The 14,528-nt window shown below is 61.3% G+C and carries 16 protein-coding genes; 10 read left to right on the top strand and 6 right to left on the bottom strand.

The genetic code is table 11. The features are described from left to right. Positions 1-298: 298 nt before the first annotated feature. Positions 299-643: a hypothetical protein gene (locus NDB2M4_RS07940; RefSeq protein WP_072372797.1), complete on the top strand. Its 345-nt coding sequence runs from the start codon at positions 299-301 to the stop codon at positions 641-643. A 79-nt stretch (positions 644-722) separates the two neighbouring features. On the opposite strand, the gene NDB2M4_RS07935 is transcribed toward NDB2M4_RS07940, so the two are convergent. Both NDB2M4_RS07935 and NDB2M4_RS07930 read right to left on the bottom strand, forming a co-directional pair. Continuing rightward, a complete protein-coding gene (locus NDB2M4_RS07935; protein WP_072372794.1) occupies positions 723-1,463 on the bottom strand; it encodes a 16S rRNA (uracil(1498)-N(3))-methyltransferase in 741 nt (246 codons plus the stop codon). A gap of 45 nt (positions 1,464-1,508) precedes the next feature. Further along, a complete protein-coding gene (locus NDB2M4_RS07930) occupies positions 1,509-2,432 on the bottom strand; it encodes a cation diffusion facilitator family transporter (protein WP_244536087.1) in 924 nt (307 codons plus the stop codon). A gap of 164 nt (positions 2,433-2,596) precedes the next feature. On the opposite strand from NDB2M4_RS07930, the gene NDB2M4_RS07925 reads away from it, so the two are divergent. Continuing rightward, positions 2,597-3,451, top strand: coding sequence for a metal-dependent hydrolase (locus tag NDB2M4_RS07925; protein WP_083556074.1), 855 nt, complete (start codon positions 2,597-2,599; stop codon positions 3,449-3,451). A 14-nt stretch (positions 3,452-3,465) separates the two neighbouring features. On the opposite strand, the gene NDB2M4_RS07920 is transcribed toward NDB2M4_RS07925, so the two are convergent. From NDB2M4_RS07920 to NDB2M4_RS07905, 4 genes are all read right to left on the bottom strand, one after another. Next, positions 3,466-4,089 carry a TetR/AcrR family transcriptional regulator gene (locus NDB2M4_RS07920; protein WP_072372792.1) on the bottom strand — a complete coding sequence of 208 codons (624 nt, stop codon included), beginning with the start codon at positions 4,087-4,089 and terminating at the stop codon, positions 3,466-3,468. Positions 4,090-4,234: 145 nt separating this feature from the next. Next, a complete protein-coding gene (locus tag NDB2M4_RS07915; protein WP_072372789.1) occupies positions 4,235-4,852 on the bottom strand; it encodes a TadE/TadG family type IV pilus assembly protein in 618 nt (205 codons plus the stop codon). Further along, a complete protein-coding gene (locus NDB2M4_RS07910; protein ID WP_083556028.1) occupies positions 4,852-5,442 on the bottom strand; it encodes a TadE/TadG family type IV pilus assembly protein in 591 nt (196 codons plus the stop codon). Before NDB2M4_RS07910 ends, NDB2M4_RS07915 begins: the two co-directional genes overlap by 1 nt. A 117-nt stretch (positions 5,443-5,559) precedes the next feature. Beyond that, a complete protein-coding gene (locus NDB2M4_RS07905) occupies positions 5,560-6,033 on the bottom strand; it encodes a pilus assembly protein N-terminal domain-containing protein (RefSeq protein WP_072372783.1) in 474 nt (157 codons plus the stop codon). Positions 6,034-6,535: 502 nt separating this feature from the next. On the opposite strand from NDB2M4_RS07905, the gene NDB2M4_RS07900 reads away from it, so the two are divergent. The 8 genes from NDB2M4_RS07900 to NDB2M4_RS07865 all read left to right on the top strand — a co-directional run bounded on the left by NDB2M4_RS07900 (position 6,536) and on the right by NDB2M4_RS07865 (position 14,513). Continuing rightward, a complete protein-coding gene (locus NDB2M4_RS07900) occupies positions 6,536-6,706 on the top strand; it encodes a Flp family type IVb pilin (RefSeq protein ID WP_072372781.1) in 171 nt (56 codons plus the stop codon). An 82-nt stretch (positions 6,707-6,788) separates the two neighbouring features. Next, positions 6,789-7,289, top strand: coding sequence for an A24 family peptidase (locus tag NDB2M4_RS07895; RefSeq protein ID WP_139247143.1), 501 nt, complete (start codon positions 6,789-6,791; stop codon positions 7,287-7,289). A gap of 120 nt (positions 7,290-7,409) precedes the next feature. After that, a complete protein-coding gene (gene cpaB / locus NDB2M4_RS07890; protein ID WP_072373410.1) occupies positions 7,410-8,207 on the top strand; it encodes a Flp pilus assembly protein CpaB in 798 nt (265 codons plus the stop codon). 45 nt (positions 8,208-8,252) lie between these two features. Beyond that, entirely contained in the window at positions 8,253-9,944 is a 1,692-nt protein-coding gene (locus NDB2M4_RS07885; protein WP_072372776.1) for a type II and III secretion system protein family protein, read from the top strand. 13 nt (positions 9,945-9,957) lie between these two features. Beyond that, complete coding sequence (locus NDB2M4_RS07880; protein ID WP_072372773.1) at positions 9,958-10,701, top strand: CpaD family pilus assembly protein; 744 nt, start codon at positions 9,958-9,960, stop codon at positions 10,699-10,701. 22 nt (positions 10,702-10,723) lie between these two features. Further along, positions 10,724-12,040 carry an AAA family ATPase gene (locus NDB2M4_RS07875; RefSeq protein WP_210186517.1) on the top strand — a complete coding sequence of 439 codons (1,317 nt, stop codon included), beginning with the start codon at positions 10,724-10,726 and terminating at the stop codon, positions 12,038-12,040. Between the two features lie 9 nt (positions 12,041-12,049). Next, positions 12,050-13,525 (top strand): CpaF family protein, encoded by a 1,476-nt coding sequence (locus NDB2M4_RS07870; protein ID WP_072372770.1) that lies wholly within the window; start codon positions 12,050-12,052, stop codon positions 13,523-13,525. Next, the gene (locus NDB2M4_RS07865) at positions 13,518-14,513 is read left to right on the top strand and encodes a type II secretion system F family protein (RefSeq protein WP_072372767.1); all 996 of its coding nucleotides are present in this window, start codon (positions 13,518-13,520) and stop codon (positions 14,511-14,513) included. The genes NDB2M4_RS07870 and NDB2M4_RS07865 overlap by 8 nt, the downstream gene beginning before the upstream one ends. Positions 14,514-14,528 lie beyond the last annotated feature (15 nt).

The raw sequence follows: 14,528 nt of genomic DNA, 5'->3' as shown, positions 1-14,528 counted from the left end.
GCCTACAGGACCTTCCGAATGTATTCTAGCGTGGGTGGGTTGCTGCATTCGGAACGGAGCCTCTAAGGCCTCGGCCCCGCGAGTGCAACCCGGAGGGCCCCCTCGGGAGGCTCAATGCAGCTACCACAAAAAAACACTATTGCACGCCAGGAATCGTGTGCCGGATTGTCCTGCTGGGCCGACGGCTTTGTCTGCTCGCCGACGTTCTCAGTTTCGGATATGCACTGATGGGTCGAGGACCGCTCATGCAAGTCGCCGCTAAGCATCAAATTTGCTCACAACCCTATGGGAGAACACAATGAATAAGTACTTGGCCGCCTGCGCCCTCTGCGGCCTTCTTGCCTCACCGGTGCTTGCCGCCAATGCGGCAGTGGACTCTGCCGTCAAGACCTTTGAGGCCGTGGGCAACGATGCAGCAAAGCTGAAAGTCTACTGCGAGATGAGCAAGGTCATGTCCTCGGCGGACGCCGAAGACGACAGCAAGGCGGAAGAGCTCGACAAGCAGATGGACGGCTTCATGAAGCAGCTGGGCCCCGAGTTCCAGACCGCCTTCGAAGCGGGTGCCGATCTCGATCCGGAGTCCGAGGACGGCAAGGCTTATGATGCCGCCATGGACAAGCTCGACGGCAAGTGCGGCGGCTGACGTAGCCCAATCACCGCCGGCGTGATCGGGAGGCCACCGTTCGGTGGCCTCTTTTGTGTTTGCGCGTCTGTAGAACGAGTCAGCGCCAGTCGCCGAGCGCGGCATTGACAAGGGCCAGCGCTGCGACCGCTGCGGTGTCAGCGCGCATGATGCGGGGCCCGAGTGATATCGCGAGAGTAAATGGCTTCTCGCGGAGCAATGCGCGCTCGGATGGATCGAAGCCTCCTTCGGGCCCGATCAAGACGGCGAGTGGGCCGGGCGGGACCGCGGACAACGCGTCGAGCGGGCTCGCGATGTCGGCAGCCTCGTCACAAAAGACCAAGCGCCTCGCCGGATCCCACTGCGCCAAAATCTGCTCGAGCTTTGCCGGCTCGACGACTTCGGGGACACGCAGGACGCCGCACTGCTCGGCCGCCTCGATGGCGTTTGCACGCATGCGCTCGAGGTTGACGCGGGCGGCAATGGTGCGGCGGGTCAGGACCGGCTGCAGGCGTGCCACGCCGAGCTCGGTCGCCTTCTGTACCATGTAGTCGAGGCGAGCGTGCTTGAGCGGCGCGAAGATATAGTCGACGTCCGGGCCATCGAGTTGAGGACGCGTCTGGCCAACACACTCAAGCGTGCAGCGGCGCTTCGCAGCGTCAGTGATCCTGGCCCGCCACTCTCCCTCGCGTCCGTTGAAGACGAGGATTTCGGCGCCGACGGCGAGGCGCAGCACGTTGACGAGGTAGTTGGCTTGATCGGGTGTGCACGAGATCGAAGCGCCCGCGGCGAGCGGTGCATCGACGAACAGCCTCACCCCGGGCAGCGAATTCGGGTCCATGGCGCTATTAGCCGGGAACGGGCGCGTTGTGCAATCTTCGCAATCTCAAAGCTGGACGGGGGCTTTGGGCTTGGCCTTATGGTCAGGCTCGACGTGGATGACGACATCCGTGTTGGCGAGCTCTTGCTCCAGCGCGTACTCGATGCGGTCGCAAATCCCGTGGGCCGTCAGCACCGTCATGTCGCCGGGGACTACGAGGTGAAACTCGATGAATGTCTGCGGTCCGGCGGTACGGGTGCGGATATCGTGGGCCTGCAGTGCCCCCTCACCGTTGGCGCGGATTGCAGCGAGAATGCGCGCCTGGATTTCGGGCGAGGCTGCCTGGTCGAGAAGCTGGCTCATCGATTCGACGGCGAGATTGTAGCCGATGCGCAGAATGTTGAATGCGACGATGGCGGCGAGGAGGGGATCGAGCACGTTCCAGCCGGTGATTGTCGCCAGGATAAGGCCGATCAGCACGCCGACCGAGGTGATAACGTCGGACAGAAGGTGTCGCCCATCGCCGGCCATGGCGGGCGAGTTCCAGATGCGGCCCCGGCTCATGAGGACCCAGGCCCAGGCCGCGTTGATCGCCGTGGCGAAGGCGTTGACCATCAAGCCGGCGACAGGCTGATTGAGGCTGCGCGGCTCGTAGAAGGCGAAATAGGCCTCGCGGAAGATCATAAAGGCCGCGACGATGATGAGCGCGCCTTCGAGCACGGCGGCGAAGTATTCCGCCTTGTGGTGGCCGAACGGATGCGAACGGTCGGGCGGCTGTGCGCCGATACGGATGGCGACGAGCGCGGCGATAGCCGTCAGCACATTGACGATGCTTTCGAGCGCGTCGGAGAACAGCGCGACGCTGCCCGTCATCAGATAGGCAATGTACTTGATGCCCATCACAGCCAGCGCAACCGCAATGCTGCTGGCGGCGATGAGCTGATGCTGGCTGCGCTTATTGTCGGCGATCGACGATTTCATGCGCGCCATTAAGCGGTTATGCGGCGGGAGGGCAAGAGGCTCCAGACAACTGGGGCCGCGGTATGTTTTCCACATACGGCATGGCGCCCTCTCTCCCGCTGGGGCCAAGAATCTGATGGGGAGTGGTGTTTGCCGGCTCGCGGGCCGCGCTGGGAGAGGTGGAGGCACAATCCATGGCAAACTTCCCTACGCATATCGTCGTTGGAACGATCGTTGCCGGTTCGTTGGCCACGCTCACACTGGCGGCTGACGTTATTGCGCCGGAGAACCTCGTTGCGGTGACCTTGGCTGGTTCGCTCGGCTCGGTACTGCCGGATATCGACCTGAAGGACTCGCGTCCCAGCCGTGCGCTGTTTGCGGGGCTTGCCGTGTTCTTCTCATTTGCGCTGCTGTTCCACTTCGCACCGCATCTGTCGATTGCCGAGATGTGGATACTGTGGCTCGGCTCGCTTCTCTTCGTGAGGTACGGCCTGCACACGACGTTCCACCGGCTAACGAACCATCGAGGCGTTTGGCATTCCTGGATCGCCGGACTGGCATCGGCCTTCGCGACCGTCATCATCTTCTACTACGTGTTTGACCGGCCGGACGGGGTGGCGTGGCTTGCAGGCGGCTTTCTGCTGATCGGCTTTCTGACGCACTTGATCCTGGACGAGATCTATTCGGTCGACGTTCTAGGCAACTACATCAAGAAGTCGTTCGGCACGGCGTTCAAGCCATACGACAAGCGGAATCTTCCCGGCTCGGCGCTGATGGCGGCCGCGGCGGTAGGGCTGCTGTTCCTCACGCCTTCGTTCAGCACGTTCTACGATGGGATCACGTCGCGTCCGATGTGGACGGCGCTAAATTCGCGGCTGCTGCCGACGGATGGCTGGTTTGGCGTGGTCATGGATCGCAGCCTGATTGCGCGGCGCCAGTCGAACGATCCGGGCGCACCGGTAACAGGCTCGTTGCCTGCCGCTTCTACGGCGGCGCCTGCTGCAGGCGCTGCGAGCGAGCCGCCTCCTTCGGACGTCCCCGCCCCCTGAGTGTGGGCTTGCGATCAGGAATGGGCTGACCGGGCAGGGGTGCGCTTCTCCAGGCCCGCAAGGTAAGTCTGCACGAGGTCATCGACCAACGAGCGGCCGATGTGCGCTGTCACATGGGATAGCTTATCGGCGGTGGAGATCGAGGTCATGCCGTGCACGCTCGCCCAGAGTGTGCGTGCGTGCTGGCGGCGGGTACTGGGATCGCTGTCAAGCAACAGCGGGGTCATCGCCTCATCGAGCGGTGCGAGGAGCTTGTCTAGTTTGGCTTGGTACCATTCGGGAACGGTTCGTCCAGCGGGCATGCGATGCTCGTTGAGCAGGTTCCAGAGTTTTGGGCGCTCCTGGGTGAAAGCGAAGTACGTGCCGACGAGGCGGCGCAGCCGTTCGGATGGCGAGCCGGATGTATCCGTGCCTTCGAGGCGGAGGGCCAGTTCATCCAACAGACGAGCTTCGATGATCAGCAGCAGGTCATCGAGGTTCTCAAATACATTGTAGAGCGTGCCGGGCGAATAGCCGATGCGTTTGGCAATCTCGCGCGCGGAAAGTCCCTCGAGGCCTTCCTGCTCGACGATGGTCGTGGTGGCGTCGATGATCAGCTCCCTCAATTCCTCGGGAGTGTGTATGGAACGTCGTCCCATGTTTTTTGACTCGCGCGCTAAGTCGTTTGAAGGCTGACGATCTGCCTAGAATAGGCCTGCCGCCGGCGGTAGCAAGCGATTTAGGCTGCGCACGTATCAAAATGGCGGTGGAAGGGCTCGTCTGCTCCCGCCGTATTTTGCATTGTCAGCATTTGCTGATGCAATTATCGCCCTCGACCAAATCTACGCAAGAATTCCTCGGGCTGTAGTAGGATTTCTCGGTCCATTGCATGCTGGGGCTCATGCCCGGGACGTAGCTACCGAAGAGGGAGGTAAAAGTATAAGCAGCATCCACCACTATGACGCTTCCACCGGCCGAGACAATATCGTCAGGCAGCGTGTAGTCAGAACATTGAGCTGGAGCTTCCATGCCGTTGTAGGAGTAGGACCACTCCACTTTCGCCTTTTTCGCGTCGCTGTCGGATGCCTTGACGGAGAAGACCGCGAGCTTAAGCTTGCTGGCGTCATAGGGGGCGAGCATGTGCTTTGTCGAGAGCATGATCCCACCGAGGTTCGATTCAGCCTCGCTGGCGGACGCGCCGAGATATTCCTCGCGCGAGACGAGGTCGCCTGCTGTCGTGACCGCAGCGACGAAGTGGCGATTGTTGGCGATGGCGCGGCCGAACTCTATGGTGCCGAGCAGCATCAGCATCAGCAGCGGCGCAAGCAGGCCGAACTCGATCGCAGCGCCGCCGTGCGTGTCGGCGCGAAGACTCCGCAGCGAAGCTCTGTGCAGTTTGGTGCGCATCGTTGCCTTGTCCATCAGCTATAGGGCTCGCTTTTGAAGGCCATCGCAGCCTGCATAATGGCGGGGCCGGATCCATCGGCGCCGCTGCCGAGCTTCAGGAAGCTCATGGTGTTTGCCAGTTCCCAATTGTAGCACACAGTCACCAGAACGACTTCGCTGGCTTCGCCGGAATACTGAGAGAGAAGATCTCCGCTTTCTCCGGTCGATCCGGCCATGTTGCCTTCTTCGTCGATGCATGATTGTGGACTGAGACTGCTCCAATCGGTCGCGTGCTGGACCATCACGCTCAGCTTGCTGCAATCAATGACGGGCTCGGAGGCGTCGCACACCAGCTTGCGAAACTCACCGATGGTCATCGGGTTGCCGTCGGTGCCTGCCGTTCGCAGCTCGCCAGTGAGGATCTTGCGCGAGGCGGTTTTGACACCGTGCTCGAGATACGTCGAGGTGAGGAAGTACAGCCCAAATCCAATGATCCCGAAGATGAAAAGCAGAAAAGGCAGGCCGACGAGCGCGAACTCGATCGCGGCGGCGCCGTCCTCGTTCGCGGCGAGGCGGTGCCTGGTGCTGGAGGTCGGCTTTGGAGTTGGAAAGCGAGCCAAGCGCATGGGGTCCTCGGTGTAGGTTACCGGGACCGTAAGTTCTCGCTTCTAAAGTAGATGTTACTTCATCTGCAATTTGCGGCACCTGCGTTGATGCGCAGTTAACGCGTGTACCAGATTGATCTATTCGCCAGCGGGCTGCTGCTTGGCAGACGCGGATGCAGCGCCGCTCTTCGTGTTGGCTGCTTTGGCGACCGTGTCGAAGTACTCGGGATCATCGCCGATGATCAGCGTAGGCGAGCACGTCGGTGCGCAGGTGTAGGTCTGGCGCAGCGGGCCGCGGAACAAAGCCACGGTGCGACGGTCGTCGCGGTCAACCACGACACGCTGGTCCTGGATGACATTCCGGTCGGCGTCGAGCGCGATGATATTGGTGACGCCGAACGACTTGCCCGTGACGACGAGTAGATTTCCACCCTGTACGGCGACGTCGGCGATCGAAGGATTGCCGATGATGACCTCGGCGACCGGTCGCGGGAGGCGCAGGAGCTGCGACTGGTCGTAGGCGACGACCAGGTCGGCGGCGGGGGAGGCCGAGATACTGAGAATGAGCGCCAGGGCGGCGACGGCTGAGCGACAAAGGGCGTTGATCGGCATGTCCTCGAGGTCCGGCGGATGCAGCCTCTACAATTTGAGAGGCATTACCTCAGCAATTGGTGAAGAAACCGGAAACCCGGGTTCTGAAACTCAGCGGTAGGTCAGTCGGAGGAGGTCTTGTCTCAAGCTTGGCGTGGTCGGCGAGTGGGCGTTTTTAAGTATTCGAACTGATCTCTGTCTTTCGTCGTGGCATATTTTTTTGTCAGCTGAACTTATGCTGCGGCGCTTTGGTCATGCTGGAGACAACGGCCGTCGGGCGGCCTCGCGCCTAATCTGCAATATTGCTTGGTGTCTACTTTAGTTATTCTGGTACATATTGAAAAACATCAATCCTTAGCGAATATTTTAACGGGTCGTTATGACGTATTTATGAGCAAATTAGTTCGTTTTACTTAGGTTTAAGAGATGGGGTTCCATAACCGGATCAGTCCCGCGGCAATGTCTGACGGGCTCCGGCTCATGCGGGGCATGGGCCGATCCAAAAAATGGGAGTTGCTGTCAAATGAAGACGTTCCTTTCTCGTTTCGCCCAGGATGAGTCCGGCGCAACCGCTATCGAGTACGGCCTGATCGCCGCCCTTATCGGCGTTGCCATCGTTGGCGCTGCAGGTGAAGTCGGTACCCAGCTCAAGACGCTGTTTGGCACCATCAAGTCCAAGCTGGTGACCAGCTGATCGACGCATGCTCGCGCCGCCCGGCACAATGCCGGGCGGCTTTCTCCTTTTCAGCCGGAGACAATCTCCCTAGAGGGTCCAGGTGGCTACCTCTGCGCTGTTACTCGTATTTCCATCGCTGATGATTTTTGCAGCGGTCAACGACGTGTTCACGATGCGCATCGCCAATTCGGTGTCGCTCGGGCTCGTCGTATTGTTTGTCGGCGCGGCGTTGATCGCCGGGATGCCGTTGCAAGTGATGCTGCTACATTTCGGCGTAGGGTTCGCCGTTCTGCTTGCCACGATGGTTCTGTTTCAGTTCCGGCTCTTCGGTGGCGGCGATGCCAAGTTGCTCGCGGCTGCATCCACTTGGATCGGGTATCAGCAACTATTTCCGTTTCTCATCTGGGTCACCATATTCGGTGGCGTGCTCGCCATTGTGATGCTCGCTTATAGAAGCGTGCCCGCGAGCGCTCTGCCGCTGCCCGCCTGGGCGCTGCGCTTGCACAAACGCGGCGAAGGTATCCCCTACGGGGTGGCAATCGCAGCCGGCGCTCTCGTCGTCTACCCGACGACCATCATTCCCTTGCTTCTCGGTCCTTAATCGGGCGAGGCCGACGACACACTCAGCCTCAATTCGTTACGGCAGTTAACTTTGCGTTGACGATTGTTCGGCAGTGTCGGGAGCGTAGGGTTTTGCACCGCGGATAAGGACGCGTCGGCAGTGAAGCGAGGACAATTGATTGGCATTGCGATTGCGGGCGGAGCCGGGCTCCTCGCCTTCATTCTCATGCGTTCGATCGTCAACGAGCCGAGCGCGCCGAAGCAGGTGGCTATGCAAGTCGATGCAACTGAAGTGCTCGTTGCACGGCATGACATTCCGCTTGGTCAAGTGACCAAGCCGACCGACTTCCGTTGGCAGACATGGCCGAAAGAGGCCGTGACGCCGTCGTTCATCACCGAGAGCAGCGGCGGCGGCATGAAGCTGGTCGACGGTGCTATTGCCCGGGCGCCATTGCTCGAAGGCGAGCCGGTAACCAGCCAGAAGCTCATCAAACCAGGGCAGGGCGGCGTACTCGCTGCGATCCTGCCGAGCGGTATGCGTGCGATCTCGACGAAGATCAAGGAAGAGACGGCGGCTGGCCGGCTCATTCTTCCGAACGATCGGGTCGATGTGATCCTGACGCGCCGCGAGCGCAGTCCGACGGGACAAGACGAGGCCGTGTCGGACACTTTGTTCCAGAACGTTCGGGTGCTAGCCATCGGGCAAAGCATCGGCGCGAAGGAAGGTACAAAACTGTCCGAGGGCAACGCCAGTACGGCAACCTTGGAACTCAATCCACGGCAGGCTGAGTTGTTGGCACGCGCCAACTCTACCGGTGAGATCAGCCTTGCCCTGCGTAGCGTTGTCGACGGCGATCTCAAGGGTAAGGGACCGACCGCGGCCATGAACGATCAACGCGGCAGCACCGTGCGGGTACTCCGCTACGGCGTTCCCTCGCGTGCGTACGGCGTAAACTGAGTTGGCGTCACCAGTTTTCGGCTGTTCGAAAAAGGTACATCTAACATGCGATCGACCCTAAAGTGGGCGCGCGCCAGCATGGCTGCAGTTTTCTTCGTCGTCAGCAGCTTCGGCAACGTTCACGCGGCGGATTTCAGTGGCAGGCCTGCTGCGCGGGGGCAGTCGGGGGGGGATTCCGTTCTGCGCATTCCTGCGAATGCCGCGTTTCCGCTGACCAAGCGCCTCGATCTGGGAATCGGCCGTTCGGTGGTCGTGCAGTTTCCCGTTCCGCTGAAGGACGTGCTCGTCTCCGATCCGAAGGTGCTCGATGCGGTCGTACAATCGTCGGACCGCGTGTTCCTGATTGCCAAGGGGACCGGGCAGACGAACGCCTTCTTCTTCGATGAGTACGGGCAGCAGATATTGACACTCGATGTTGCCATCGGTGCGGACTTGTCGGCGCTCGACCAATTGCTCGCGCGCCTTATCCCCGGCTCGAACGTGCACAGCGAGATCGCGGGACGCGCGATCGTGCTGACGGGCACGGTGCGGACGCCGATAGACTCGGATCGCGCGGCGCAGATTGCGGCGCAGTTTGCGCAGGCGAATGCCCAGGTAGGCAGCATTATCAATTCGAGCGCGCCGAGCGCTTCGACCAGCTCGACGACCACCAGCAACACGACCATAGGCGGCAGCTATCAGTCGGCCACGACGGATGCAGGCGGCGGCTCGAACTCCGATGCGGCCGACGTCTACGGCTCCAAACCGATCATCAATCTGATCAGCGTCGAGGCGGAAGAGCAGGTGATGCTGCGCGTCAGCGTGGCAGAGGTGCAGCGCACGATCCTGAAGCAGTTCGGCATCAACGTCGGCGCGCTCGTCAACTCCGGCAACTTCACCACCGCCGTGCTGTCCGCCAACGGGTTGCCTCTGACAGCATCCTCTCTGGGCACGTTGCCAACGGCAGGTATCGGCTCGGAGGGGGCACTCGCCGGTGCGATGAGCTTTTTCAACAGTGGCCCTTCGTACGGCAGCGACCTGACCGCCTTCGGCAACTCAGGCGTCGCGAGCGTGTGGCAGTCCGGTAACCAGGCGGTCGGCGGTGCGCTTCGCGCTCTGGAGCGCGATGGTCTCGTCAAGACGCTCGCCGAACCAAACCTGACGGCGGTTTCGGGCGAGCCGGCTAAGTTCCTTGCCGGTGGCGAATATCCGGTGCCTGTCGTCGACAGCCTTGGACAGGTGAGTGTCTCCTATAAGGAATACGGCATCGGCCTCGCCTTTACGCCCGTGGTGCTTTCGGAAGGGCGCATCAGCCTGAAGATCGAGAGCGAGGTCAGCGAGCTGACGCTGCAGGGCGCGGTTGTGCTCTCGAACATTCAGATTCCCGCATTGAAAAAGCGCAGTGCGAAATCAACGGTTGAGCTGCCGTCTGGTGGGTCGATCGCCATTGCCGGTCTTCTGTCGGAGGACACGCGCCAGAACATCGATGGTTTTCCCGGCCTCAAGGATCTACCGATCCTCGGCACGTTGTTTCGTAGCCGTGACTACCAGCGAGACGAAACAGAACTCGTCGTGATCGTGACGCCCTACTTAGTTCGTCCGGTTGCGCGGCAGGAACTGGCGCGTCCGCTCGATGGTCTTGCCGATCCGACCGACCGGAAGGCGAACTTCCTTGGGCACATCAATCGCATCTATGGTGCCGGCCGGCCTGCTCCCGTCGGCGACCTCAAGGGCGATTACGGCTTCATCGTGGAATAGGACGGAAGGTGTCATGACAATGAAGCATGCGATGCGCCTTTCTGGATCACGAAGCAGCCGGCTCCTCGCGGCAAAGCTGCTGGCGATCTCTCTGGCGAGCCTCGGCATGGTGGGCTGCAAGACGACGGACGATCCGACCCGCGTTGCGGGCTGGACGCTCATCGATTCTTCGCAGCGGCATCCGATCCTGGTGTCACAGGAACCGACGACGCACCTTATTCGCGTGGCGCGCGGGGCGCATGGACTGACGTCGTCGCAGCGGGCGCAGCTCATGAACTTTGTCGATCACTTCCGCGCAACGGATTCTGGTAACAGCCGGCTGGTGGTGACCGTGCCGAGCGGCGGCGCGAACGAAGTCGGCGCAATGTACGCGGTGCAAGAGATCCGCAACATCCTCAGCGACCAGGGTTTCGGCAAGTCGGATATCTCGGTCGAGGCCTACAACGCCGAGGGCGCGGGTGATCCGCCGATCCGGGTGTCGTATCTGCGCTACGTGGCCGAGCCGCCGCAGTGCGGAGATTGGTCGACCAACCTCGCGTATGAGCCGACGAACCTGCCGTATCCCAATCTCGGGTGCGCGCAGCAACGCAATCTGGCGGTGATGGTCGCCAATCCGGCCGATCTTCTCGGGCCGCGCAGCGAGACGGCGCGCTCGGGCGAGCGTCGCGATCAGGTTTGGGGCAAGTATGTCACCGGTCAGCCAACCGGCGCGCGCAAGAGTGTCGATGAGCGCGTGAACAAGGACACCAGTAACTAAGGTAACCAAGGTCGACTTCGTCATGTCAAATCAAGCCAAGCCCTTTGCTGGCGAGCCGGAAGAAATGGCCGGTGTCGGTGCGCCGCTGGCTGAGCTGGATGAGCCGGCGGTGCCAGCGCCGTCGACACGCGCGCGGCCGATCCCGCGCATTTCCATCCAGGCATTCTGTGAGAACGGCGCGACCGCGGAGATCATCCAGATCGCTGCCGAGGATCGGCGACTGGCGAAGGCGCATGTCAACGTGCACATGGGTGGCATCGAGGCGGCTGTCGTCCACTATCAGCAGAACCCGACGCCGAACCTCATCGTGCTCGAGAGCAGTTTGCCGCGAGATCATTTGCTGGCCGAACTGGACCGGCTGGCGGAGAATTGCGATCCGGGCACGAAGGTGCTGATCATCGGCCAGGTCAACGACGTGATGCTCTACCGCGAGCTTCTCCGCCGCGGGGTCAGCGAATACCTGGTTGATCCGGTTGAGCCGCTGCAGCTGATGGAGGCCGTCTCCCAGCTCTACAACAATCCCGATACCGAGCCCGTTGGGCACGTCTACGCGTTTGTCGGGGCGAAGGGGGGCGTTGGGTCCTCCACGGTGTGCCACAACACTGCGTGGGCATTGTCGGAGGCTCTGAAGGCCGACGTCGTCATCGCGGATCTCGATCTGGCGTTCGGTACCACGGGCCTGGACTTCAATCAGGATCCCATGCAGGGGATTGCCGACGCGCTATCGACGCCGGAACGGCTGGACGAGGTGCTGCTCGACCGCCTGCTGACGAAGTGCTCGGAGCACCTGTCGATCTTTGCGGCCCCGGTGGCGCTCGATCGGGACTACGACATTTCCGTCGAAGGCTGCGACCAGGTCATCGACGTGGTGCGCCAGAACGTACCCTACGTGGCGGTAGACCTGCCGCACGTGTGGACGCCCTGGGCCAAGGGCGTATTGCTGCAGGCTGACGAGGTGGTGATTACGGCCGTTCCCGATCTCGCCAACCTGCGCAATGCGAAGAACATGGTCGATCTTCTGCAGCAGATCCGGCGCAACGATTCCAAGCCGCGTCTGGTCATCAACATGGTCAATATGCCGAAGCGACCAGAGATCAGCGTGAAGGAGTTCGAAGCTGCGGTCGGGCTCAAGGCGATCGCTGTCATCGACTTCGACAGCGAGGTGTTCGGCCAGGCAGCCAACAACGGGCAGATGATCGAAGAGCTGAATGCGAAGGCGCGTTCGGCAAGCGGTTTCCGAGACATCGCGCTGGCGATCAGCAACCGGCGTGATGCGCAAGCGACCAAGAAGGCGTCAGGGTTCGCGCCATTCCTCGAGAAGTTGAAGCTCAAGCGTTAGGGAATGTAGATGTTCGGTAAGCGTAGCAGCGAAGCTCCCGCTCAACGTGTTCAGCAGCCGGTTCTGCCAACGATGCAGCCCGCCGCGACGGAGCCGCGGCAGCCGCCAGCGAAAGTCGCGCCGCCGAAAGCTCCGCCGATACCCGCAAGCTCGAGCGATCAGCGGCGGCATTCGGAAGAGTACTACGACGTAAAGACGACGGTGTTCAATGCGCTGATCGATACGATCGATCTGACCCAGCTCGCCAAGCTCGAGCCCGCATCGGCGCGTGAAGAAATCCGCGACATCGTCTCAGAGATCATTCAGATCAAGAATGTCGTCATGTCTATTGCCGAGCAGGAAGAGCTGCTCGAGGACATATGCAACGACGTGCTCGGCTACGGACCGCTGGAGCCGTTGCTTGCGCGCGACGACATTGCCGACATCATGGTCAATGGTGCGGACACCACCTACATTGAAGTTGCCGGCAAGGTGCAGCGTACAAGCGTGCGGTTTGCAGACAACCTGCAACTCATGAATATCTGCCAGCGCATCGTCAGCCAGGTTGGCCGCCGTGTAGATGAGTCGAGCCCGATATGCGACGCGCGTTTAGCCGATGGCTCGCGCGTCAATGTGATTGCGCCGCCGCTCGCCCTCGACGGCCCGGTGCTCACCATCCGAAAGTTCAAGCGCGACCGGCTCAATCTGGAGCAGCTGGCGAGGATGGGATCGATCTCTGCGGAGGCTCGGACCATACTCGATGTCATCGGGCGCGTCCGCTGCAACGTGCTGATCTCTGGCGGTACCGGTTCGGGTAAAACGACGCTCCTCAATTGCCTAACGGGCTCGATCGAGGACGATGAACGCATCATCACCTGCGAAGACTCGGCGGAGCTGCAGCTGCAGCAGCCGCATGTCGTGAGACTGGAAACTCGACCTCCTAACCTCGAGGGCGAGGGCGAGATCAAGATGCGCGATCTCGTCAGGAACTGCCTGCGTATGCGTCCGGAGCGGATCATCGTGGGCGAGGTGCGCGGTCCCGAAGCGTTCGACCTGTTGCAGGCTATGAATACCGGCCACGACGGTTCGATGGGTACGTTGCACTCCAATAGCCCGCGTGAAGCCATCGGCCGTCTTGAATCGATGATCATGATGGGCGGCTTCCAACTACCGTCGCGCACCATCCGCGAAATGATCACCGGGTCGATCGACATCATTGTGCAGGCGGCACGTCTGCGCGATGGCTCGCGCAAGGTGACGCACATCACTGAAGTGGTGGGCATGGAAGGCGATGTCGTGACCCTGCAGAATCTCATCGTCTACGATATCACTGGCGAAGATGCGAATGGCCGCATCCTTGGGCGGCACCGGTCCACGGGCATAGCGCGGCCGCGGTTCTGGGAGCGGGCCGTCTATTACGGACAGGAGGGACGTCTCGCCGATGCGCTGGCTACGGCCGAGGTGCTTGATGAGAACGGCAATCCGCTGGGAGATGTGAATGTCTGATCCCGGCTTGCTTTCGTTCGGCGCAGCGCTGTTGGCTGCGCTGGCATTTGGTGGCCTCGCCTACGCGCTGCTCTATCCGTACTTCTCGGCGGACAAGGAGCAGAGTTCGCGCGTCAAGAGCGTTGTCGATTCCAAGCGGACGGTGCTTACGCCGCTGGAGCAGGCGGCCGCGCGCCGCAAGCCGGTCGCAGAGACCTTGAGGGAGATCGAGGAGCGGCAGAAGGCGGCTAAGAAAGTTTCGCTGCGGCTGCGGCTGCACCGGGCCGGTCTCAAAATAACAACGCGCGTGTTCTGGCTGGCGAGCTTCGTCTGTGGCGGCGTGCTTGCAGCTCTCGTCAGCTTGTCGCTTCCTCCGAGCCCAACTCGCATGTTTCTGGTGGTCGTCATCGGGTTGATCGGTGTGTTCGGCGTGCCGCGGTGGGTCGTGAACCGGATCACCTCGCGCAGGCAGCAGAAGTTCACGCTGGAGCTGCCGAATGCGATCGACATCGTCGTGCGCGGTATGAAATCGGGCCTGCCGCTCAACGAGTGCCTGGCTATCGTCGCGCGCGAGAGCGCGGAACCATTGGCAAGCGAGTTCCGCGAAGTGATGGACCAGCAGCGTGTCGGTGTGCCGCTTGGCGAGGCGCTGGAAAAGCTGACGGGACGCATGCCTCTGCCGGAGGTCAAGTTTCTATCGATCGTTATCGCCATTCAGCAGCAGTCGGGCGGCAACCTGTCGGAAGCGTTGGGCAATCTTTCGGGTGTGCTGCGCGACCGCGTGCGTCTGCAGATGAAGATCAAGGCGTTGAGCGCGGAGGCCAAAGCATCGGCGATGGTGCTGGCGGCGTTGCCGCCAACGGTGATGTTCCTCCTCTACATGTCGTCGCCTGACTATATCCGTCCGCTGTTCGCAACGCGTGTGGGCAACCTAGCTCTCCTGGGATGCGGCCTTTGGATGCTGACGGGCGTGTTGGTGATGAAGAAGATGATCAACTTCAAGTTCTAACGATAGCGAGCAGCG

Source organism: Hyphomicrobium sp. NDB2Meth4 (assembly GCF_900117445.1).
GTDB lineage: Bacteria > Pseudomonadota > Alphaproteobacteria > Rhizobiales > Hyphomicrobiaceae > Hyphomicrobium_A.
The sequence above is the reverse complement of the archived record's forward strand: the minus strand, read 5'-3'. Positions and strand labels throughout refer to the sequence as shown.

Coding starts and splice junctions, on each gene's coding strand:
- NDB2M4_RS07940 (WP_072372797.1), top strand. CDS start 299: ATGAATAAGTACTTGGCCGCCTGCGCCCTCTGCGGCCTTCTTGCCTCA.
- NDB2M4_RS07935 (WP_072372794.1), bottom strand. CDS start 1,463: ATGGACCCGAATTCGCTGCCCGGGGTGAGGCTGTTCGTCGATGCACCG.
- NDB2M4_RS07930 (WP_244536087.1), bottom strand. CDS start 2,432: ATGGCGCGCATGAAATCGTCGATCGCCGACAATAAGCGCAGCCAGCAT.
- NDB2M4_RS07925 (WP_083556074.1), top strand. CDS start 2,597: ATGGCAAACTTCCCTACGCATATCGTCGTTGGAACGATCGTTGCCGGT.
- NDB2M4_RS07920 (WP_072372792.1), bottom strand. CDS start 4,089: ATGGGACGACGTTCCATACACACTCCCGAGGAATTGAGGGAGCTGATC.
- NDB2M4_RS07915 (WP_072372789.1), bottom strand. CDS start 4,852: ATGGACAAGGCAACGATGCGCACCAAACTGCACAGAGCTTCGCTGCGG.
- NDB2M4_RS07910 (WP_083556028.1), bottom strand. CDS start 5,442: ATGCGCTTGGCTCGCTTTCCAACTCCAAAGCCGACCTCCAGCACCAGG.
- NDB2M4_RS07905 (WP_072372783.1), bottom strand. CDS start 6,033: ATGCCGATCAACGCCCTTTGTCGCTCAGCCGTCGCCGCCCTGGCGCTC.
- NDB2M4_RS07900 (WP_072372781.1), top strand. CDS start 6,536: ATGAAGACGTTCCTTTCTCGTTTCGCCCAGGATGAGTCCGGCGCAACC.
- NDB2M4_RS07885 (WP_072372776.1), top strand. CDS start 8,253: ATGCGATCGACCCTAAAGTGGGCGCGCGCCAGCATGGCTGCAGTTTTC.
- NDB2M4_RS07880 (WP_072372773.1), top strand. CDS start 9,958: ATGACAATGAAGCATGCGATGCGCCTTTCTGGATCACGAAGCAGCCGG.
- NDB2M4_RS07875 (WP_210186517.1), top strand. CDS start 10,724: ATGTCAAATCAAGCCAAGCCCTTTGCTGGCGAGCCGGAAGAAATGGCC.
- NDB2M4_RS07870 (WP_072372770.1), top strand. CDS start 12,050: ATGTTCGGTAAGCGTAGCAGCGAAGCTCCCGCTCAACGTGTTCAGCAG.
- NDB2M4_RS07865 (WP_072372767.1), top strand. CDS start 13,518: ATGTCTGATCCCGGCTTGCTTTCGTTCGGCGCAGCGCTGTTGGCTGCG.